Origin of the sequence: Komagataeibacter nataicola (assembly GCF_003207795.1) — a bacterium.
GTDB lineage: Bacteria > Pseudomonadota > Alphaproteobacteria > Acetobacterales > Acetobacteraceae > Komagataeibacter > Komagataeibacter nataicola.
The window spans coordinates 1-21047 of sequence record NZ_NIRT01000011.1 but is presented as its reverse complement, the minus strand read 5'-3'; the positions used below and the strand labels follow the sequence as shown (position 1 = coordinate 21047).

The following is a 21047-nucleotide window of genomic DNA, read 5'->3' as shown; positions in this document are numbered from 1 at the left end:
TTTAAAAAAAAGGCGGCACCCGAAAACGTTTCTCTTTTCAGGCCAGGGCCGCAATACCCGTGATCTCGACCTTCCATTTCGGGTTGGCCAGACGGGCCTCCACCGTGGCGCGGGCGGGTTTGCTGGCGGGGTCGAGCCAGGCATCCCATGCACGGTTCATGGCGGCCATATCGTTCATGTCGCTCAGGAAAATCTGTACCGAAAGCAGGTTTGCCTTGCTGGTGCCCGCCTCGGCAAGGATCGCGTCGATCTGGCGCAGGATATCGGCTGTCTGCCCCTCGGCATCGAGGTCGGCATCATCGGCAACCTGCCCTGCAAGATAGACAAGCCCGCCATGCACGACAGCTCCGGCGAGGCGTTCTTCAGGTTGGAGGCGTTTGATGGTCATGAAAGAATCCTTTGGTACAAGAAACCCGGAAATAATGTTTTGATAAAATAATAAAAGTTTTTGGTGAAGCTTTTTTCAAAAAGCTTTGGAAGAACACCGCTTTTTTTAAAAAAAGCGGCACCCGGAAACTTTTATTCCTGATCTATGCGGCTTCCCTGCCCGTACCATCCGGCGGCAGATGAAACCGGCGCGTAATATCGAAAAATCGCGTATTGGTGTGCAGTTCACGCGCCAGTATTTCCAGATAGGCCACGCTCCACCCCAGGTCGAGCCGGCGCGACAGGTTGGCTTCGCCATCCACCGCAGCCCGTATCTGTGCAAGGGTCGCCATTACGATGCGGGCCAGTTCCACCGGCGGGCCGCCCTTCCACGCGCCAAAGGCCACAAGCATGCGCCCGACCGCGGCCTCCACGGCAGGCGGCAGGCTGCCTCGGGCCAGCAGGCCACGCAGGCGGATCAGGTTCAGCCCCACCGTCATGGCCGACAGCACGCCATCAAGATACGCATTGGTCTGCGCATCGGACATGGTCGAGGCATGCCGCACCAGCCGTGCAAAGCCGGTGGTGAGCCGGTTCACCCAGGCGCCGGGGTCGGGTATGGCGGGGGCAAGGGCAATGCGGCGGAGGTCGCGCACGATCTGGCGGCGCATGCGCCACCGCTCGGCATCGGGGTCAAATGGCAGCACGAGACGAAACACCAGCACGCTGCACCCGATGCCCAGCACCACCGCGCTGTTGGTATTGAAGAATGTCAGTTCATCAAGCCGCGACTGGTTGCCCGGATAGACCATGAACGGCAGGAAGTTGTTATAGGGCGCAGCCGTGCCCGCCGTGCGCGGATCGCGCAACGCAAGGCCGCCCACCATCATGGGCACGAACAGCGAGAGCACCAGCGTCTCCCACACCGCCTGGTCGGGCAGCACCATGAAGGTGATGATGGCCGCGACCAGCACCGCCCACACCGCCCCGCGCAGAAAGCCGATGCTGTCGCGCACCGGGTTTTCATTCGCGGCAAAGCGGCTGCATGTCACCACCACGAACATGGCGAAGGTCGCGCCATCGGGCCAGCCGGTGCACTCCCACACCAGCCCGCCCATCAGCACGGCACCCGCCGAGCGGATGCCGGTATGCCACGCCGCCGTGCGGTCGCGCCATGGCGGGATGGAGAAATGGAACCGATCATGCACCGGCGCCACCTGCGTTGCCGCCAGATGCGCCAGCGCCGCATCGAGCCGCACCAGCAGCACGCCCAGCGAGGCATTGAGGATGTAGCCATCAAGATGCTGCCGCCCCGCCTCCCGGCCCGGCGGGGTGGGGCCGGATACGGCGATGATGTCATTGACCAGCTGCTGGCGGCATTCCGCCCCAAGGTCGCGCAACTGCGCGCGCAGGGCGGGAATGGCGGCCAGCGGGTCAGGGGCCGCCATGCCCGCCTGAATGCGCGCGAACAGCGCCTGCGCACGCGCCAGCGGGGTGACGAAGGCGGGCGGCAGGTCGCCCGTAGCATGCATGCGCGCACTCAGCCCCAGCCCGCGCGACATCACCACCGCAATCGCGGCAAGGGCCGCGCGCGCATGGTCGCCCGCGCGGGTGCGGTGCTGCATCTCCACTTCGCTGAACTCGATCTGGTCTGACACGGAAAAGACCGAGCCCAGCAGCGTGCGTGATTTGAGGAACGCCCCCTCGCGCCCGTGCATCATGCTGCCAAGCGCCTGCGCGGCCTGCCCGATGGCGGCCCCCACCTTCTGGCCGATCTCGCGCCGGGCCACGTCAATCAGGCTGGGGGCGAACACCGCGGCCAGTGCGCTCTCGCACAATATGCCCAGGAAGATGTAGGTCGAGCGCGACAGGGCGATGTCAAATACCTGATGCGGCGCATTGGCCGCATTGAGCGCAATCAGCCCGCTGGTAAAGGCCATGAGCACCAGCGCGTAGGAATGAAAATTACGCAGGAAAGTCGCCAGCCCGCAGCACACCCCCACCCATAACGCCAGCACGGGAAACAGCAGCCACGCCGATTGCGGCATGGCGGCAATAAGCGCCACCCCCGCCACCGCGCCAAGGCAGGTGCCCAGCAGCCGCCACCGCGCCTTGGACATGCTCTGCCCGCGTGAATTCTGGGCCACGATCCATGTCGTCATGGGGGCCCATTGCGGATCATCCATTTCCATCCACAAGGCCAGCACCAGGGCCAGCAGGGCGGCGATGGTCGTGCGCAGCGCAAAGCCGAAATCCGTCAGGCGCGGGGCGTAAAACCAGCGGAACCGACACAGGAAGCCATCCGCCATCCCTAGCCCCGCAGCCCCCTGCCCCAGTGCATGCGGCGTGGGGGAATGGCCTTCTCACGTAATCGTGTCATGTCCTCCCAATGGCAATAATGGGGGGACAAATCTACATGTTATAACGTAAATAGTTTTTCATGTTTCCCGCCCGTTCGCCCGGCGTTACGCACGATGGCGCAGTATGCGCAGGCGCGCCACATCCGGCCCTGCTGACGGGGCAGCAGGGATAGAATTTTCCGGGTGCAGTCTGTTAAAAAAAAGACAGTGTTCTTCTCAAAGACGGCCTGAAAAGGCAGCTCATGAGCGCGATCTGGCATTCTTAAAGACGGTTTTGGCGAGGCTTTTTTGAAAAAAGGCAACGCCTGAAAACGTTTTTGCGCGGGTTCAGCGGTGGCGGAACATCTCGTACAGCGCCACGGCGGCGGCGTTGGATACGTTGAGGCTTTCCATCTGGCTGCTCATGGCCAGGCCCGCGATCTCATCGCAATGCTCGCGCGTCAGCCGCCGCAGGCCCGCTCCTTCGGCCCCGAGCACAAGGGCGACCCGGCGCTGGTGGAAAGCAGCCCCATCCAGAATGCCGCCCCCCGCATCAAGCCCCACCACCCACAGGCCACGCGCCTTGAGCGCATCGAGCACGCGCGAGAGATTGACCACGCGGATCAGCGGCACGACCTCGAGCGCGCCCGAGGCCGCGCGCGCAAGCGTGCCGGTTTCATCAGGAGCATTGCGGTCCTGCATCACCACCGCCACCGCGCCAAAGGCTGCCGCCGAGCGCAGGATGGCGCCCACGTTGCGCGGGTCGGTTACCTGATCGAGCACCAGCACCGGGCCGGGCTGCTCAAGCACCGTATCCAGATCGGGCGGGTTCAGCATATCGGCCAGCAGCGCCATGCCCTGATGCACGGCGTCAGCGCCGCACAGCGCATCAAGCTGGGCGCGCTCGGCACGGACGGCCTGAATGGGAAAGCCCCCTTCAAGCTTCGCGGCCAGGGTTTCCTGCGCTTCCGCCGTGACCAGAAGCTGGCGCAGCCTGCGGGCCGGGTTTTCAAGCGCGGCGTGGACCGCATGCAGGCCATACAGCCAGCACGTGCCGGCGGGAGCCGATGCGGCCCCACGGCCACCCCGCCTGCCGCCCCTTTCAGGTGTGGCGCGGGCGGAAGAAGCGGAATGAGCCCCGGGCGAGGCACCACGGCGGCGGGATGTGCGCATGTTCATGATCGCTCTTTAAGCCCAACCGGCAGCGGCGTCATTCCCCCAAACGAAAATTGTCGCAAATTTTTCATCCATACCCTTGACTTACCCCCTCATACCCCGTAACTACCCGCCCAACCTGGAGGGATGCCCGAGTGGCTAAAGGGGGCGGACTGTAAATCCGCTGGTTATGCCTACGTTGGTTCGAATCCAACTCCCTCCACCATTCTCCTTTTTCAAAATGGCTGCAATCTGCATCACAACGCTGGCGCGCCGGCGCTTTTTGTGTTTTTCCGCCGCAGGTATTGCCGGGCGTATCAGCCCTGACCGGGGGCGATGCGGGGCCTATTAGGCAGTTGCGCCGCCTTCCGCCATAATGGGCTATCAGGTGCCTGCCCTGTCGTGGCAACCCGGTTCGGTTTTATGGATATGAATAGGCAAGATGGCGCGGAGAGGCTGGCATAGAATCATTTTCTGCATCGGCCTTGTCTATGCTGTCTGGGCCTTTGCCGTATTCAATACTGTTGCACTGCTGCTGGCCCCTGTCGTGCCGCGCAGGTGGCGGGGCATGGTCGGGCGGCGGTGGGTCTGGGTCATGTCGCGGCTTTCGCTCAACGTGCTGCGTGGGCTGGGCGGGATCCGGTGCAACCCGCGTGACCTGAAAGCACTCGCCCATATCCGCAACACCGTGGTGGTGGCCAACCATCCATCGCTGATGGATGCCATGCTGTTCACCGCCTACCTGCCCGATCTTGTGTGCGTGACCAAGCAGTCCCTGCTCGATCATCCGTTTTACGGCGCGGCGCTGCGGCTTGCGCAATATCCCGGCAACGACACGCCGCTGCGCCTGATCCGCAGCACGGTTGCGCATGCGCGCGCAGGCCAGCCCATCCTGCTGTTTCCCGAGGGCACACGCTCGGGCCGGGCGCAGGTGAATGATGCCTTTCACCCCGCCTTTGCCGCCATTGCCATGCAGGCGGGCTGTACGGTGCAGACAATGCTCATTACCACCACCTCGCCCTACCTGCGCAAGGGCGCTTCCCTGCTGCACAGGCCGGCGCTGCCCATTACCTATACCGTCACGCGCGGCGAGACCCTGCCCCCGCAGGCCACCCACGCCATGACATCACGCGAACTGGCAGGCCAGGTGCAGGCCTGGCTGACCGATGCCCTTGCCCGGCAGCCCCCCCATGGAGGCACGGCATGAACCCGGCCGCCCTGCGCCATCTTGTCGTGATTCCCTCCTACAATACCGGCCCGGTCCTGGCGCGCACGGTGGCCGGGGCGCTGGCCTTCTGGCCCGATGTGCTGGTTGTGGTCGATGGCAGCACCGATGGCAGCGCCGACAGCCTGGCCGCCCTGCGGGCCACCCATCCCGGCCTGTCAGTCACACGCCTGCCGCGCAACCGGGGCAAGGGGGCGGCCATACATCACGGGCTGCGCTGGGCGCGCACGCGCGGTTACACCCATATCCTGACCATGGATGCCGACGGGCAGCACCCTGCCGAGCAGATCGAGCGCTTCATCGCCGCCTCACGCAGCACACCGGCGGCCCTGATCCTGGGGCGGCCGGTCTTTGCCGATGACGCGCCCGCCCTGCGGGTGCAGGGGCGGCGGGTTTCCAACTGGTGGGCGCGGCTGGAAACGCCGGGCAGTGACATCGGGGATTCCCTGTTCGGCTTCCGGGTCTATCCGGCGGCCGACCTGCTGGCGGTCATGGACACGGTATCGGGCATGCGCCGCTATGATTTTGACCCCGAGGCCGCCGTGCGCCTGTGCTGGCGCGGGCTGGCCTGTGTCAATCTTGACTCACCCGTGCGCTACCTCAGCCGCGATGAAGGCGGCATCTCCCACTTCCATTACCTGCGCGACAACCTGCTGCTGATCCGCATGCATGTGCGGCTCATGATCATTTTTCTGGCCCGCCTGCTGCTGCGCCCCCTGCGCAGGCGCGTCGCACGGGTGTGAAAGGGTGCCCCCTCATCCGCGCACGCGGTTGTTGAAGGCCCTGATGGAATCCATGATCGAGGCATGATCGAAATTGCGGATGCGCCAGCGCCGCACACCGGCTTCAACCCCGAACATGACCAGCACAAGCGGCATGCTCGCCCCATGCAGCACGGCACGCCACCACCCCGCAGGCCCCACCAGCGCAAGGAGGGCGGGCAGAAGCAGCTGCACCGCAAAGAAAAAGCTCCACGCCCATGTCAGCTGGCGGGTATAAAGCAGCACATCGGGCCGTAGCGTGCCGTGCACCTGGCGTGCCAGCATGGTGACAAGCGGTTCATGCCCGGGCCGCAGGGTACGGGCGAACAGCAGCAGCAACGCGCCCTGAAGCACGCCGTACAGCACCACGGAATCAGCCAGCAGCACAAAACCGGGGGGCAGCACGTATCCAGGTGCAGCAAGGGCTGCAAGGCACACCCCCCATGCCACCTGATGGCGAATGCCAGATGCCGCAAGCAGCACGCAGCCCGCCATGGCCTGCCCCGTCACCAGCCAGCGCGCGGCAGGTGCGACAAGCCCCATGCCCGAGAGAACATGCGCCCCTACACTCGCCACAAACAGCATGATAATGCCAGTTAAACGCATGAACCCGCCTGACCGTAAGAACCCACCATACCGGCATCACACTGAAGAGCGATGCAAAAACCCCGACCGCTGTTACATAATGATTCAGCATTGTTACAAGCTATGGGGCGCGGTATGCTCGCGGCCAGAAACCTTCTGATATTAATGTAAATAATAGGCATAAATTAGTGGCGGAAAACCCTCCATCTCCATCAGAAACCGAAGTAGCGACCCTTATTGTCGAGACCCTGCAACTGGATATGCCCGTCTCCACAATCGAGATGGATGCTCCCCTGTTTGGCGATGGCCTTGGCCTGGACTCCATTGACGCGCTGGAACTCTCGCTGGCCATCAAGCGGCAGTACGGGGTGGAACTCCGTTCGGACAATGCCGATAAAGTAGATATTTTCCGCTCCGTGCGCAGCCTGACCCATTACATAGCAGCGCATTCCCCGTCCTAAGCCATCAGCATGCATGCGTTTCCCCTGCTCGGCCATCCGGCAGCCCCCCTGTTCAGAACACCGGAACGCCTCATAACCGGCAACGACGTGCTCCATGCAGCCCATGCCCTTGCCGCAACACTGCCGCCCCGGCCCATCATCAACCTGTGCCGCGACAGGCTGTATTTTACCGCCGCCTTCTGCGCCGCCGTGCTGCGCGGGCAGTACAGCGTGCTGCCGGGCAGCAGGGCCGCCGGCCCGCTTGCGCACCTGCTGGCCCTCTACCCCGATGCGGCCATCGTAACCGATGCCGACCTGCCGCCCTGTCCGCTCCCGGCGGCCACCCCGGTCATCCGCCTCTCCGCCCTGTCGGCCGAGGGGGCGGGCACCGCCGCCAACCCGGACATTGCCGCAACGCAGGTCGTGGCGCATATCCTGACATCGGGCAGCACCGGCACGCCGGTCGCCCATGCCAAGACATGGGGCGGGCTGACCCGGCGGGCACTGGCGAGCGTAGGGCTGTTCACGCCCGTGCCGGGCAGTGTTGCCACCATCGTGGGTACGGTGCCGCCCTATCACATGTATGGTTTCGAGACGACGGTCATCCAGCCCCTTGTCACGGGCTGCATCAGCACCACGGGGCCTGCCCTGTTCCCCGCCGATATCCGCGCCCGCCTCGAGCAGGGGCCGCAGCCATGCATCCTGCTCACCACGCCACTGCACATCCGCACGTTCCTGAGCGACCACACGCCCCTGCCGCCGATAGCGCGGGTCATATCCGCCACCGCTCCCCTCGATGCCGCCACCGCCGAAATGGCGGAACGCTGCTGGCATGCCCCCGTTTTCGAGATTTATGGCAGCACTGAAACCGGCTCCATCGCCACGCGCCGCACCACCGCAGCACAGGCGTGGCGCCTGCACTCCGGCATCAGCCTGCACCCCCGCCTCGATGGCACGGCCAGCATTCATGCGCCAGGCGCCCCGAGCCACGTCGTGGCCGATGCCATAACACCCCTCACGCCCGATACCTTCAGGCTGGAAGGCCGCATGACCGACATCATCAAGATCGCGGGGCAGCGCACCTCCCTTGCCGGGCTGAACGCCATCCTGCTGGGCATACAAGGCGTTGAGGATGGCACCTTCATTGCGCCCGCGCCCGATGCCGCGCCGGGCCAGCCTGTGGGCCGGATGGAGGTTGTGGTAGTGGCGCCGACCCGCCCCGCCCCCGACATCCTGGCCGAACTGCGCATGCGCGTGCCGCCCGCCTTCCTGCCACGCCGGGTCGTGCGCGTGGCCGCGCTGCCGCGCAACGAAATGGGCAAACTGACCCGCGCGGCCCTGCTGGCCCTTGTGCATGAACCACCCCCGGCCACAACGGCGCAGGATGCGGGGTGCTTCCGCATAGCGCCAGACCACCCCGCCCTTGCCGGGCATTTTCCCGGCTGCCCCATCGTGCCCGGCGCAGTGGTGCTGAGCGAGGTCTTTGGCCTCATGGGGGTCGCGCCCGCCCGGCTTGAACAGATCAAGTTCCTGCACCCCGTGCGGCCGGGCGATACCGTGCGCGTAACACACACAACGCAGCCGCTGGCGTTTACCTGCACGGTGGGCATGCAGGTCGTGGCGAAGGGGCGGCTGCGTAATGACGCCCATGCGTAAGCACGCGCCCGGCTGGGTCAGGCCCGAGCGCGGCATAGCCTCGCTGTCGCGCTTCATGATCTGGCTGACGCTGCGGGTGGGCCGCCCGTTTGGCGAGGCCATCCTGCCGTTCATCACGCTGTATTTCCTGCTCACGGCGCGGCAGGCACGCCGGGCATCACGCCAGTACCTGGCCCGCGTGCTCGACCGGCCCGTGCGCGGGGTGGATGTGGCACGGCATTTCCATACCTTTGCCGCGGCCATACTGGACCGGGTCTTTTTCCTGTCGGGCCGTTACAGGGGCTACAAAATCGACATCGACGGGCTGGACTGCGTGCATGCGGTCATGGCGGGCGGGCGCGGGTGCATTCTGCTTGGCGCGCATATCGGCTCGTTCGAGGCATTGCGCAGCGTGGGCCGCATGTCGCCCTTTCCGGTCAGGGTGCTCATGTTCCGGCGCAACGCGGGCGCGCCCACGCGCCTGCTGGAGCAGCTTGCCCCCGAATTTTCCCGCAATATCATTGATATCGGCGAGCCTGACGCCATGATCCGCGTGCAGGAAAGTCTCGCGCGCAATGAACTGGTGGGCATGCTGGGCGACAGGGCGCCGGGGCATGAAAAATCCGTGCTCACGCCGTTCCTGGGTGGCATGGCGGCCTTTCCCGCCGGGCCGCTACTGGTTGCCAGCATGCTGGATGTGCCGGTCATCCTGTTCAGCGGGGTGCGCACGGGTTACAGGCAGTATACGGTGCGCTTCGAGCCGCTGGCGGAAAAAATCAGCATCGAACGCAGGCAGCGCGCGCAGGGGCTCGCCATGTGGATGGGGCATTACGCCCGCTGGATGGAAAGGCTGTGCCGCGCCCATCCCTATAACTGGTTCAATTTCCATGATGTATGGGTTGCCCCTCAGGTGGGAAAACACGGGGAGAACCATGATGGACCATAAACGCGCCCGCAGCCTTGTGCCCGCCCTGCTGGCGCTGTCCATGTGCTGGGTGGCGCGAAGCGCGCACGCGCAGGGCGTGCAGCCACCCGCGCCCGACCTGGCCGACACCATCATTGCCCGTATCGGCATGGTGCCCGCGCGGCACAATACCTTTCACGAAAGCAGGCATATCGCGGCCCTGACGCATGACCTCAGTTCATCGGGGGAACTGATCTATGCCCGGCCGGGCCATGTGCAGAAGATCACGCACGCGCCACGGCCCGAGACCCTGATCGTGCAGGGCACGACCCTGAGCCTGGCCCGTGGGCAGGGACCGGCCCGCGTGGTGGACCTGTCGCACCATGCGCAGCTTGCCGCCCTTGTCGAGGCCATCCGCGCACCACTTGATGGCGACATCACCGCCCTGCGCCATGACTATACGCTGGCGGCACAGGGCGACGTGGCGCACTGGACGCTACAGCTCACTCCCCTGCCCGCCATGGCGCGCTACGTGCGCACGATCACGATTGACGGCCAGAACAACGCCATGACGGTGATCCGCGTGGTCCAGGCCAATGGGGATACACAGGTCATGCGCATCGACCCGTCCACATGACGGCGCGCCCGCGCTCCATAAAGCCGCTGGCCATCGGCCTGCTGCTCTCGCTGGTAATGGCGGCGTGCGTGTTTGTGGCCATACCGCTGCGCACCGACATGGCGGGCTTCCTGCCTGCAGGCCGCACGGACAATACGCGCTTCATCATGCGCGAGGTCCAGTCCGGCAGTGCCGCAACGGTCATTCTGGCCGCAATCGAGGGGGCGGCGCCCGATGTGCTGGCGCGTGCCAGCCAGACCATGGCGGACAGCCTCGCCGCCAGCGGGCTGTTCGTAACCGTGACCAATGGCAGCCGCCCGCCCGATGGCGCGGACGAAGCCTTCCTGTTCAGCCACCGCTACCTGCTCGCCCCCCCGGCATCCGCGCGGGATTTTTCGGTCGATGCGCTGCATGATGACATGCAGGCCGTGCTGGACATGATGGAATCCTCCGCCGAGCCACTGGCCGAGCATTATGGCCTGGCCGATCCGACCGGCGCCTTCATGGCGCTGCTGCGGGCCTGGGCGCCGCACAGTCACGGGCGCAGCATTGATGGCGTATGGTTCGCGCCCGAGCGCGACCGCGCGCTGATCCTGCTGCGCACCCGCGCCAACGGCATGGACCTGTATGCGCAAAAGCAGGTGCAGGCCGCGATCAGTGCAGCCTACGCGGCTGCGGCGCAGCCGGGCATGCACCTGCTCATGTCCGGGCCGGCGGTGTTTGCGCTGAAAGCCTCGCACGCCATGCAGGCGGATGTGGAGTTCCTGTCCACCGCCTCGATGCTGCTGGTCACGGCGGTGCTGATCTGGCGCTTCCGCTCGCCATGGGTGCTGGCGGCCATGGGCATTGCGTTCGCGCTGTCGCTCAGTGTGGCGATGGTGGTGGTGCGGGTGCTGTTTGGCTACGTGCATGGCATCTCGTTCGGTTTTGGCATGACCATGCTTGGCGTCTCGCTCGACTACCCCGTGCTGCTGATCGGCCACCGCGACCAGGGCGAGGCGGCGGATGCCCCCCTGCGCCGGATTGGCACCAGCCTGCGGCTTGCGGTAACCAGCGCGTGCCTGGGGCTGACGGGCATGGTGTTCTGTGGCCTGCCGGGGCTGGCGCAGCTTGGCGTGTTTTCGGTTGCGGGGCTTCTGAGTGCGGCAGCCACGACGCTGTGGCTCCTGCCGCGCCTGATCCAGAAGGCCGACCTTTCCCCCGGTGTCGCCACCCATAATGATGGCATCCTGCGTATTGAATCCTGGCGGCGCTACCGCCTGTGGTTCCTGATCCTGCCGGTTATTGGCGCGGGCGTGCTGGCGGTCCATCCGCCCCGGCGCGAGACGGATATCGCCTCCCTCAGCCCCGTGCCGCCTGCGCTGCGCGCGCTTGATGCGGAACTGCGCCACGAAATTGGCGCGCCGGATGCGGGGCAGGCCATTATCGTGCAGGCGCCTACCGTGCAGGGCGTGCTGGAACGCGAGGGACAGCTGATGCCCGTGCTCGACGCGCTTCAGGCGCGTGGCGTAATGGGCGATGCGGAATACGCCGCCCGCTTCCTGCCCAGCATCACCGTGCAACGCGCCCGGATCGCCAGCCTGCCCGATACGGCGGAACTGACCCGCCGCCTTGACGCCGCCCGTGCCGACCTGCCTTTCCAGCCCGATGCCTTTGCCCCCTTCGTGCAAGATGTAGCGGCAACACGCGCCATGGAGCCGCTACAGCCGCACGACATGACATCCCCGCTCGTTGCCACCCGGCTGGCCCCGCTGCTGTTCGCACGCCAGGGCCAGTGGTTTGGCGTCATTCTGCCCGAAACCGTGCGCGATACGGCAGCCCTTGCCACGGCCTTCGCAACGCAGCCTGACATCATGGTGCTGAACATGCGCCACGAAACAAACGCCATCGTGGCCGACCACATGCACCAGGCCCTGTGGTGGACGGTGGCTGGCACCATCATGGCGGTGGCGCTGCTGGCGCTGGGCCTGCGCGACGTGCGGCGGCTGGCGCGCGTGTGCGTGGCCGTGGGGAGTGCGGGCATCGTAATCATGGCGGCAATGGCGGTGCTGGGGGTCAGGCTGTCGCTCATCCATGTCATTTCGCTTCAGTTCGTGATGGGGGTGGGGCTGGATTACGCCCTGTTCTTCGCCCGCCCGCAGATCGACCGGGCCGAACGCGCCCGCACCTTACGCACCCTGCTGACCTGCAATACAATGACCCTTCTGACCTTTGGCATCCTGGCATGCTGCCGCACCCCGCTTTTGCGTGATATCGGCTCAACCGTCGCGATAGGAGCGTTTCTGGCCATGCTGTTCAGTTTCATGATGGCGGCACCCGTAACAGGCACCGCGCGGCAGGTCCGTTCATGACCGCCACCATGACTGCCCTGCGCATGACAGCGGGCACCGGCATCAGTGCCATAGGCCTTGGGGTGGCACAGACGCTGGCCGCCCTGCGCCACCGGCGCACCGGGCTGGCGCCGTGCGATTTTGCGGGCATCACCCACGGCTACGCGGGCAGCGTCGCAGGCGTGGAAACCCATGCCCTGCCCCCTGCCCTCGCATCCTATGACTGCCGCAACAACCGCCTGATCGACATGGCGCTGCGCACCGATGGCGTGGCCAATGCCATCATGGCAGCCCGTGCGCATTATGGCGCGGGGCGCATTGGCGTGGTCATGGGCACCAGCACATCGGGCGTGCTGGCCAGCGAGGACGCCTTCTGCGCCATGGATGCGCAGGGCAGGCTGCCCGCAGGCTTTGATTATGAACATACGCAGGACCTGTTCTCGCTCGCGCGGTATGTGCGCGCGGCACTCGACCTTGGCGGCCCGGCACTCTGCGTGTCGATGGCGTGCGCATCCTCCTCGCGCGCGTTCATGGATGCGGCCTACCTGATCCACGCGGGTATCTGCGATGCGGTAGTGGTAGGCGGAGCCGACAGCCTGTGCCGCATGACGCTGCGCGGCTTTGCCGCCCTTGAACTGGTCTCGGCCGAACGCTGCCGCCCGTGTGATGCACGGCGCGATGGCATCTCGATCGGGGAGGCAGCGGGCATCGTGCTGCTTGAGCGCCCCGATGGCCGCACCATGAGCGGCCCCCCGGCAGGCTTTCGCGCCTCCGTGCTCGGTTACGGAGCGAGCAGCGACGGGCACCACATGTCCACCCCGCACCCCCACGGCGCGGGCGCGGTCCTGGCCATGCAGCGTGCGCTGCAAAGCGCGCGCCTGCCGGTGGACGCCATTGATTACATCAACCTGCACGGCACCGGCACCCGCGCCAATGATGCCATGGAGGACAAGGCGGTCAGCACCCTGTTTGGCGCGCATGTTCCGTGTTCCTCCACCAAGGGCTGGACGGGGCATACGCTGGGTGCGTGCGGCGTGCTGGAGGCCATGATCTGCGCCCTGAGCCTTGAGCACGGGTTCATGCCCGGATGCCTTGGCGTGGATGACGTGGACCCCGCTTTCCACACCGATGTGCTGACCGGCAACGTCACCCGGCCCGTGCGCCATGTCATGAGCAATGCCTTTGGCTTTGGCGGGGCGAACTGCAGCCTGATTTTTGGAAAGGCCGCCTGATGCGCGTATGGATTTCGGGCCTGGCCGTGCTGGCCGATGGCATGGCGGGGTGGGAGCAGGCGCGCGCCATCCTGCGCGGGGAAGACACATGGCGGCCCACGCCGTGCACCGTGCCGCAGCCCACCACCCTGGCCCCCAACGAACGGCGGCGCACCAGCCCCATCGTGCGCCTGGCCATGGCCGTGGCAGCCGAAGCCTGTGCCGCGGCAGGCTGCGACCCGGCACAGGTGCATAACGTGTTTGGCAGCTCCAATGGCGATGGCATGGTGGTCAACACCATCCTGCAGGCGCTGGCTGACCCGGCAGCGGGCGTATCACCCACGCAGTTCCACAACTCGGTGCATAACGCGGCAGCGGGGTACTGGACCATCGGCAGCCAGTCCCACCAGCCCGTGGCCTGTTTTGGCGGCTATGACTGGAGCTGGGGCTTTTCCCTGCTGCAGGCCGCAGCCGAGGCGGTGGTGGAAGACAGGACCGTGCTCCTGTGTGTCTATGACATGGCCATGCCGCAGCCACTGGGCCAGAAACGGGCCACGCGGGGCACGTTTGGCGTGGGGCTCGTGCTCTCTCCCCACCCCGTGCCGCACGCGCTGGCCATGCTGGATATAGACTATGGGCCACAGAACACCGCCGATACCCCGCTGACCCTGCCCGATGCACAGGCTACAACAGCCCTGCGCGTACTGTGCCATGATAACCCGGCAGCCCGCTGCCTGCCGCTTCTGGCCGCCATCGCCAAAGGCGGCACGCATGCAATCCGCGTGGCAGGCGATGTTGGGCATGTCGCCATAACGGTAACGCCATGCTGAGCCGGGCGGATATTGAGGCGCGCATGCCCCATGCCGGGGCAAGCTGCCTGCTCGATCGCGTCATTGCACATGATGCGCAGACGATTCACTGCACCACCCGCGCGCATCTCGATCCCGCCAACCCGCTACGCCGCAACGGGCGGCTCGACATGGTATGCGGGGTTGAAATCGGCATGCAGGCCGCCGCCCTGCATGGAGGGCTCCGCACCCACGGGGCTACGCCGCGCATCGGCTACCTGACCACCCTGCGCCAGGTCAGCCTTGCGCCGGGGCGGCTGGACCAGCCGCAATGGGGCACATTGCACATCAGGGCAACCTGCGAACAGGCCGATGAACAGGGCATGCGCTACCACTTTAGCGTGGAAAGCGAAGCAGGGGCCGCGCTGGTCACGGGCCATGGTTTTGTCGTGCTGCAACCACAGGAACAACAGACATGAAGCGCGCACTCGTAACCGGAGGGGCCAGCCCGCTGGGGCTGGCCATCTGCCAGCGCCTGGCACAGGACGGGCTGCACGTGATCGTCCATGCGCATAACGCCATCGACAAAGCGCGCGCCATTGCCGCCGGTATCCGCGCCACCGGCGGCTCGGCGCAGGCCTGGCAGTGCGACCTGTCGGACATGGCCGCCACGGCCACCGCACTCGAAACCCTCCTGTCGGAAGGCGTGGTGCAGGTGGTGGTGCATAACGCCGGCATTCATGATGACGCCCCCATGGCGGGCATGAGCGCGCAGCAGTGGCGCTCGGTCGTGTCCGTATCGCTTGACGGGTTCTTTGCCACGCTCCAGCCGCTCCTGCTGCCCATGATCGGCACGCGCTGGGGGCGGATCGTGGGCATTTCCTCTGTCGCGGCCATCATGGGCAACCGGGGGCAGGCCAATTACGCGGCGGCCAAGGCCGGACTGAGCGGGGCGGCGCGCGCGCTGGCACGTGAGGTGGCCAGCCGGGGCATTACGGTCAATGTGGTGGCCCCGGGCGTGATTGCCTCCCCCGCGGTCGACGCGGTGATGACCCCGCGCCAGATTGCCGACCTCGTGCCTGCAAAACGCGCGGGCCAGCCGGAGGAAGTGGCCGATCTTGTCGCCTTCCTCACCTCCGGCCGCGCCGCCTACATCAACGGCCAGACCATCTCGATCAATGGTGGCATGGCATGACCCCGGACCCCAACACGAAAGAACACCCCATGATGGCCCCCACCGACGGCAGCCCCGCGCAGGAATGCGATGTCCTTGTAATCGGCGGCGGCCCCGCGGGGTCAACCGCCGCCGCCCTGCTTGCCGGGCAGGGGCGCAGGGTGATCGTGGTGGAAAAGGACAGCCATCCGCGTTTTCATATCGGTGAATCCCTGCTGGCATGGAACCTGCCCATTCTCGAACGCCTTGGCCTGATGGACCGGGTGCGCGCGTTCGGCGTGTTCAAGCCGGGTGCGGAGTTCGTATCAGACGTGACCGGGCGCAGCGTCGCCTTTCCGTTCGCCTATGGCATCGACAAAAGCTACACCAACAGCTATCAGGTCGTGCGCTCCGAATTCGATGAAATGCTGTTCCGCCACGCAGGCAAGGAAGGCGCCATGCTGCTGGAAAACACCCGTGTCACCAGCGTGACACCGGGGCAGGACGGCGCGCGCGGCCATGTCGAGGCCGTAGGGCCGGATGGCGCGAAGCAGGCCTTCGCGCCGCGCTTCATACTCGATGCCTCGGGGCGCGATACCTTCCTCGCCAGCCGGGCGGGCAACAAGACCAGCAACAAATACAATTCCACCGCGGCCCTGTTCGGCCATTTCAGCGGTGTCGAATTCCGCGATGGCGACAGGGAGGGCTATATTTCCATCCATCTGGTGGATAATGGCTGGTTCTGGATGATCCCGCTGCCCGACGGGCTGATGAGCGTGGGCTTTGTGGGTGACCGCGTGGCGTTTGAAGGCCGCAAGGGCAGCCCGGCCGACCTGTTCTGGAGCAAGGTCAAAGCCAGCCCGAGCGTAAGCGCGCGCATGCGCAACGCCACCGCGCTGCGCGACATAACGGCCACGGGCAATTACTCCTACCATGCCGGGCAGTCATGGGGGGAAGGCTATTACATGATTGGCGATGCCTTCGGCTTTCTCGACCCGGTGTTTTCCTCGGGCGTATTGCTGGCCATGAGCAGTGCCGAGCGCGGTGTGTCCGTTGCGGATGCGTGGCTCAAGTCACCGAGGGCGGGGCGGCGGGCCGCCCACCGGGCGGAGCACGAAACCCGCGCGGCCATGAAGCGGGTCGCGTGGCTGATCTACCGCATCAACACGCCGGTCATCCGCCATCTGTTCATGAACCCGCGCAACGAGTTCCGCATGCGCGATGGGGTGATCTCGCTGCTTGCGGGCGACTTCAGGGGCAAGCTGAAAACGCGCCTGCCGATGGCCGTGTTCAAGGCGGCGTATTATCTGGTCTCGGCCAAACTGTGGCTGGAGCGCGACAGGCCGCAAGCGTGCCCCGAGCTTGAGCGGGGGCGGCGGTAATGGGCATGGCACACCATTTTTTGCGCCGCATGGCCTGTGCCGGCCTGCTGGCAGGCACGGCCCTGCTGGCCGCCTGCGCGCCGACCAATTTCAATCATCCCGGCCAGGTGAGCAGGCCCGATGTGTACAACCAGGCCTTTCCGTATTATGCCGAGCTGTGCGCGGTCTCGCAGATATCGAAAAAGCCCGGCTTTGGCGCGGATATCAGCGGGGGTGCTGGCGGGCATGCCGTCATGTTCCTTGGCGGCGTGTGCCTTGACCGCAAGGCGGGCTATCCCGTGCTGACCGAATGCGATGCCACGCGCGCGGCCGACCGGCCCGATGGCGTGGGCTTCAGCATGAACTCCCATTACAGCAACGCCAACTGGACCGGGGCGGAGAGCAGCGCTTTTTACTTTGATGGCACGCTCGCACCCGGGCAGGGGCTGACGCGCGCAGGCTACGTGGCCACGCAGGACGAAGCCAAGCGGCGCGGCATCTATGATGGCGTGATCTTCCACAAGGAGGTGTTCAACGGCAAGCCTGCCAACATGTCCGCCGTGGACTGGAAATATGAAATGTCGGTCGGCACCGATTACGCCACCACGCTGGGGCGCGCACGCTTCTGTGCCCGCCTGCCCGTGACCGAGCCACAGATGCGCAAGATCATGGATTTTCTGAACGAGCGCAACGCCGTCTATCGCAACGGACCCAAAACCTATGATTCCAACGTGTTGCAGGACAACTGCAACCACCTCACCCATAATGCGCTGGCGGCGGCGGGATTCTGGAGCGAATGGCCGATCAACCGCTTTGTCATGCTTGCGGCGCTGAGCTTTCCCGTGCCCAAGAATGAACTCGTCAACCTGATCCACCGCACCGATGCGGTGCCGGTGGAAAAAATACAGGCCATATTCAACGACAGGCTGACCTACCAGACCTTCATGCAATATGACTGGCTGGCCGATGAACCGGGCGTGCTGCTGGAATCCGAGCCGGTGCACACACCCAACGAGGTTTACAACACCTCGCTGTCGCTCATCTTCTACGATGACCCGGTGCTGGGGTCGTATCACCGCAATTTCGCCCATTACCTCAAGAACGCGCATTATTACGACCTGCGCACCAACCTTGAATATTTTGCCAGCCGCTATGCCCGCATCCTGCAGGATCGCCAGCCGCTTTCATGGTGGGAGGCGCACCATCCGGCACTTGCGCGGGCATCGGGAACATTCCCGGCGTTCTACCAGCGTTACTATGACTATATTGCAGCCCAGCAGGCCAGGGTGCAGCAGGCCCTTGCCGACCTGCGCAACACCGAGGCGCCCGTAGCCCGGTAAAAAGGGGGGTGGCGCGGGCCGATGGCGCATCACAGCCCGCCCCCACGGCAACCATCAAGGCTGCAACAGTATCAGCGCTCAAAGCCATGTGAGCGCGCGGCGTGGCAACGCAGCGGGGCATGAAACGCTAGGAACACGAGCGAGAACCCTGAGCGGAAAGACACATCATGCCCCTGCACCCTGCCCGCGTAGCCGCCGCCTGCCTCTGCCTTGCCAGCCTTGGCGCAACGGCAGCCCATGCCCAGACGGTTGCCTCCGGCCATCGTGATATCCTGTTACAGGCCGATCATTCGTGGAATGGCGTGGCGTATGCACCCTACCCCACCACGCGGCCGGAACTGACCATGATCCGCCTGACCATTCCCGCCCATACCGCGCTGCCATGGCACACCCACCCCGTGCCCAACGCGGGCTACGTGCTGGAAGGGCAGCTGACGATTCATGATCGTGATAGTGGCAGGACGGAAACTTTCCATCAGGGCGAAGCGTTTGCCGAATCCGTAAATGACACGCATCGCGGGGAAACGGGTGATACCCGCACCGTCGTGCTGCTGACCTATGCCGGCACGCCGGGCACGCCTACCTCCGTTCCCGCCAAAGGAGAAAAACCGGAATACTGATTCCGCCACGTCATGGCCGCGCATGCGCGCGTGGCGCAGCAGTCAAAACACCGGATGGATCTGTAAACACAATACAGCAGCAGGCCACAAATCTGCCGCAATAGAGTTAAAGATAAGCTAATGCCCCTTATCGCCTGAAAAAACCGTGCACTTTACGCCCTTCCACCATGGGCCTGTGCTGCAACGGTGGGCCAAGACCTTGTGGAAAGACGCCATCATGCCAGACATTACACAGATTTCTTCCCCGCTTCTGGAGAAACTGCCGCTGGCACTCATGATGGCGGACAGGGCGGGCCATGTACTTTATGGCAACGCACGCGCCTGCGCCATGACCGGCTACAGCGCCACGGAACTGGCCGCCACCCGGCTGTGCCGCCTGTTTACCCAGAACATGCTGCCCGGTGCGGATGCGGCGGCGACACCGGACCTGCCAGCACACGGGGCCACGCCATCTCACTGCACCACGCTGCGCCGCAGGGACGGGCTGGGCCTGCCCGTGCGCCTGTACCGTGAAAACCTGGAATGGGATGGCGTGCCCTATGAACTGATCGCCCTGCATGACCGCACGCATGAGGAACTGGTGCGCGAGCAGGCCGAGATCAGCGCCATGATCGTGCAGGCGACCGACCGGGGCATTGTGGTGCTGGATGCGCAGTACCGCATCACCCACGCCAATGCCGCCATCGCCGCCATGCTCGGCGTGGAGCGCGACACACTCCACGGCGCGCCTTTTGGCACGCTGCTGGCGGGGGCGGAAAACGATATCGGCACCCTGCGCCAGTTCCGCGCCCATCTTGCGCGCCGCACCGGCTTCGAGGTGGATGTGCAGACCCGTGGCCCGCAGGGCGTGGAGCTGTGGCTGCGCTGCGCGGTCACGCCGCATTACGGGGATGATGGCACGCTGGCCGATATCATCATCATCATCCACGACATCACGCACGACCGGCAGCTGCGCAACCTGCAGCGTGACGTGGTCGAGGCCCTGACGGACCAGTTCTCGCTGCGCGAGATGCTCGATTTCATGTGCCGCCGCATCGAACTGATCGCGCCGGACTGCATGGCCGTGGTCATGCTCAGCACCGGCGGCGTACTGCATGCCGGTGGCCATGGCGCCATGCCCCTGCCCGTGCTTCAGGCGTTCGAGGGGCTGGAAGCCGGCACGGCGGGGGGCGCATGCGGCACGGCCATCGCCACGGCGCAGGAAGTGGTGGTGCCCGACCTCGCGGCAGAAAAGCGCTGGCCCGCCCTGCGCGCCGTCGTGGCGGAGCACGCGCTGGCAGCGGAATGGGCAGTACCCATCATTTTGCGCAATGGGGATGTGGCGGGCAGCTTCTCGCTCTATTTCCGCACGCCTGGCCAGCCGGGGGCGTGGCACCGGCGCATTGTCAATGCTTGCGTGCATCTGGCCATGCTGGCCATCGAGCAGCAGCGCAGCCGTGAATCCATCATCCGCCTGTCCTATACCGACCGGCTGACCAGCCTGCCCAACCGCCTGTGGCTCAACCGCCGCCTGAACGAACTCGTGGCGCGGCCGCCTGCCACGCCGCTGAGCATCATGGTCATCGATCTCGACCGTTTCCGCAAGATCGTGCAGGCGCTTGGCCAGGGGCGGGCCGACCAGATGCTGCTTGAACTCGCGGGCCGCCTGCGCCACGGCATTGTGGGCCGCGACGTGCTGGTGCGCACGGAGGGCGATGAATTCGTGGTGCTGACCACGCAGGACGCCACCGACATCACGCATCTGGCCGAACGCATCCTCCACACGCTTGAAGAGCCATTTACGATTGATGGCATTCCCATCAACATTTCCGGCAGCATCGGCATCAGCACCCATCAGGACGGGCAGGCGGTGGAAGAAACCCTGCGCCAGGCCTATACCGCGCTGGCGCAGGCCAAGAAGGCGGGGCGGTGCTGCTACCGCTTCTTCCACCCCTCCATGAACCGGCAGGCCGAGGACCACATCATCCTTGCCTCCGCCCTGCGCGAGGCCATTGCCGATAACAGGCTGAGCCTTGTCTACCAGCCCCAGGTGGACCTGAGCACGGGCGAACTGCATGGCGTGGAAGCCCTCTCACGCTGGAACGATGCGGTGCTGGGCATGGTCTCGCCGGGGCGGTTCATACCAACCATTGTTTGGCCTGACTCACGGGGTACCCATCGGTTTAAAAATGTGATTCATAGGATGCAGACCATTCTCTGAAGGAGGCATTCTGGATGG

At 65.2% G+C, this 21047-nt stretch carries 19 protein-coding genes and 1 tRNA gene; 16 read left to right on the top strand and 4 right to left on the bottom strand.

Annotated elements, in window-relative coordinates:
- Positions 1-37 precede the first annotated feature (37 nt).
- The 3 genes from CDI09_RS07985 to rlmB form a co-directional block, all read right to left on the bottom strand.
- Complete coding sequence (locus tag CDI09_RS07985) at positions 38-388, bottom strand: RidA family protein (RefSeq protein ID WP_078525955.1); 351 nt, start codon at positions 386-388, stop codon at positions 38-40.
- Between the two features lie 142 nt (positions 389-530).
- A complete protein-coding gene (locus CDI09_RS07980; protein WP_078525953.1) occupies positions 531-2675 on the bottom strand; it encodes an FUSC family protein in 2145 nt (714 codons plus the stop codon).
- Positions 2676-3053: 378 nt separating this feature from the next.
- Positions 3054-3884: a 23S rRNA (guanosine(2251)-2'-O)-methyltransferase RlmB gene (gene rlmB, locus CDI09_RS07975; RefSeq protein ID WP_078525951.1), complete on the bottom strand. Its 831-nt coding sequence runs from the start codon at positions 3882-3884 to the stop codon at positions 3054-3056.
- A gap of 117 nt (positions 3885-4001) precedes the next feature.
- Between rlmB and CDI09_RS07970 the strand changes: the two genes are divergently transcribed.
- From CDI09_RS07970 to CDI09_RS07960, 3 genes are all read left to right on the top strand, one after another.
- Positions 4002-4086: transfer RNA gene (locus CDI09_RS07970), tRNA-Tyr, on the top strand.
- Positions 4087-4302: 216 nt separating this feature from the next.
- On the top strand, positions 4303-5067 hold the full coding sequence (locus CDI09_RS07965) for a lysophospholipid acyltransferase family protein (protein ID WP_110571244.1): 765 nt from the start codon (positions 4303-4305) through the stop codon (positions 5065-5067).
- Positions 5064-5828, top strand: coding sequence for a glycosyltransferase family 2 protein (locus CDI09_RS07960; protein WP_078525947.1), 765 nt, complete (start codon positions 5064-5066; stop codon positions 5826-5828). Before CDI09_RS07965 ends, CDI09_RS07960 begins: the two co-directional genes overlap by 4 nt.
- A 12-nt stretch (positions 5829-5840) precedes the next feature.
- Here the strand turns inward: CDI09_RS07960 and CDI09_RS07955 are convergent, their stop codons facing one another.
- The gene (locus CDI09_RS07955; RefSeq protein WP_110571243.1) at positions 5841-6452 is read right to left on the bottom strand and encodes a COG4648 family protein; all 612 of its coding nucleotides are present in this window, start codon (positions 6450-6452) and stop codon (positions 5841-5843) included.
- Between the two features lie 167 nt (positions 6453-6619).
- Between CDI09_RS07955 and CDI09_RS07950 the strand changes: the two genes are divergently transcribed.
- The 13 genes from CDI09_RS07950 to CDI09_RS07890 all read left to right on the top strand — a co-directional run bounded on the left by CDI09_RS07950 (position 6620) and on the right by CDI09_RS07890 (position 21029).
- Positions 6620-6892 (top strand): phosphopantetheine-binding protein, encoded by a 273-nt coding sequence (locus CDI09_RS07950; protein ID WP_078525943.1) that lies wholly within the window; start codon positions 6620-6622, stop codon positions 6890-6892.
- Between the two features lie 9 nt (positions 6893-6901).
- The gene (locus tag CDI09_RS07945; protein WP_078525941.1) at positions 6902-8527 is read left to right on the top strand and encodes an AMP-binding protein; all 1626 of its coding nucleotides are present in this window, start codon (positions 6902-6904) and stop codon (positions 8525-8527) included.
- Entirely contained in the window at positions 8511-9452 is a 942-nt protein-coding gene (locus CDI09_RS07940) for an LpxL/LpxP family acyltransferase (RefSeq protein WP_211308935.1), read from the top strand. Before CDI09_RS07945 ends, CDI09_RS07940 begins: the two co-directional genes overlap by 17 nt.
- Positions 9439-10047, top strand: coding sequence for a LolA-related protein (locus tag CDI09_RS07935; RefSeq protein ID WP_146220824.1), 609 nt, complete (start codon positions 9439-9441; stop codon positions 10045-10047). Before CDI09_RS07940 ends, CDI09_RS07935 begins: the two co-directional genes overlap by 14 nt.
- Positions 10044-12377: an MMPL family transporter gene (locus CDI09_RS07930; RefSeq protein WP_078525937.1), complete on the top strand. Its 2334-nt coding sequence runs from the start codon at positions 10044-10046 to the stop codon at positions 12375-12377. Before CDI09_RS07935 ends, CDI09_RS07930 begins: the two co-directional genes overlap by 4 nt.
- Positions 12374-13588 carry a beta-ketoacyl-[acyl-carrier-protein] synthase family protein gene (locus CDI09_RS07925; RefSeq protein WP_236944456.1) on the top strand — a complete coding sequence of 405 codons (1215 nt, stop codon included), beginning with the start codon at positions 12374-12376 and terminating at the stop codon, positions 13586-13588. Before CDI09_RS07930 ends, CDI09_RS07925 begins: the two co-directional genes overlap by 4 nt.
- Positions 13588-14397, top strand: coding sequence for a beta-ketoacyl synthase chain length factor (locus CDI09_RS07920; protein WP_078525935.1), 810 nt, complete (start codon positions 13588-13590; stop codon positions 14395-14397). The genes CDI09_RS07925 and CDI09_RS07920 overlap by 1 nt, the downstream gene beginning before the upstream one ends.
- Positions 14391-14834 carry a hypothetical protein gene (locus CDI09_RS07915; protein ID WP_078525933.1) on the top strand — a complete coding sequence of 148 codons (444 nt, stop codon included), beginning with the start codon at positions 14391-14393 and terminating at the stop codon, positions 14832-14834. The genes CDI09_RS07920 and CDI09_RS07915 overlap by 7 nt, the downstream gene beginning before the upstream one ends.
- The gene (gene fabG / locus CDI09_RS07910; protein ID WP_078525931.1) at positions 14831-15550 is read left to right on the top strand and encodes a 3-oxoacyl-ACP reductase FabG; all 720 of its coding nucleotides are present in this window, start codon (positions 14831-14833) and stop codon (positions 15548-15550) included. Before CDI09_RS07915 ends, fabG begins: the two co-directional genes overlap by 4 nt.
- A complete protein-coding gene (locus tag CDI09_RS07905; protein ID WP_236944455.1) occupies positions 15547-16890 on the top strand; it encodes an NAD(P)/FAD-dependent oxidoreductase in 1344 nt (447 codons plus the stop codon). The genes fabG and CDI09_RS07905 overlap by 4 nt, the downstream gene beginning before the upstream one ends.
- A 5-nt stretch (positions 16891-16895) precedes the next feature.
- On the top strand, positions 16896-18209 hold the full coding sequence (locus CDI09_RS07900) for a hypothetical protein (protein WP_146220823.1): 1314 nt from the start codon (positions 16896-16898) through the stop codon (positions 18207-18209).
- Positions 18210-18376: 167 nt separating this feature from the next.
- Positions 18377-18829 (top strand): cupin domain-containing protein, encoded by a 453-nt coding sequence (locus CDI09_RS07895; protein WP_110571242.1) that lies wholly within the window; start codon positions 18377-18379, stop codon positions 18827-18829.
- A gap of 217 nt (positions 18830-19046) precedes the next feature.
- On the top strand, positions 19047-21029 hold the full coding sequence (locus CDI09_RS07890; RefSeq protein ID WP_078525925.1) for a diguanylate cyclase domain-containing protein: 1983 nt from the start codon (positions 19047-19049) through the stop codon (positions 21027-21029).
- Positions 21030-21047: the final 18 nt, after the last annotated feature.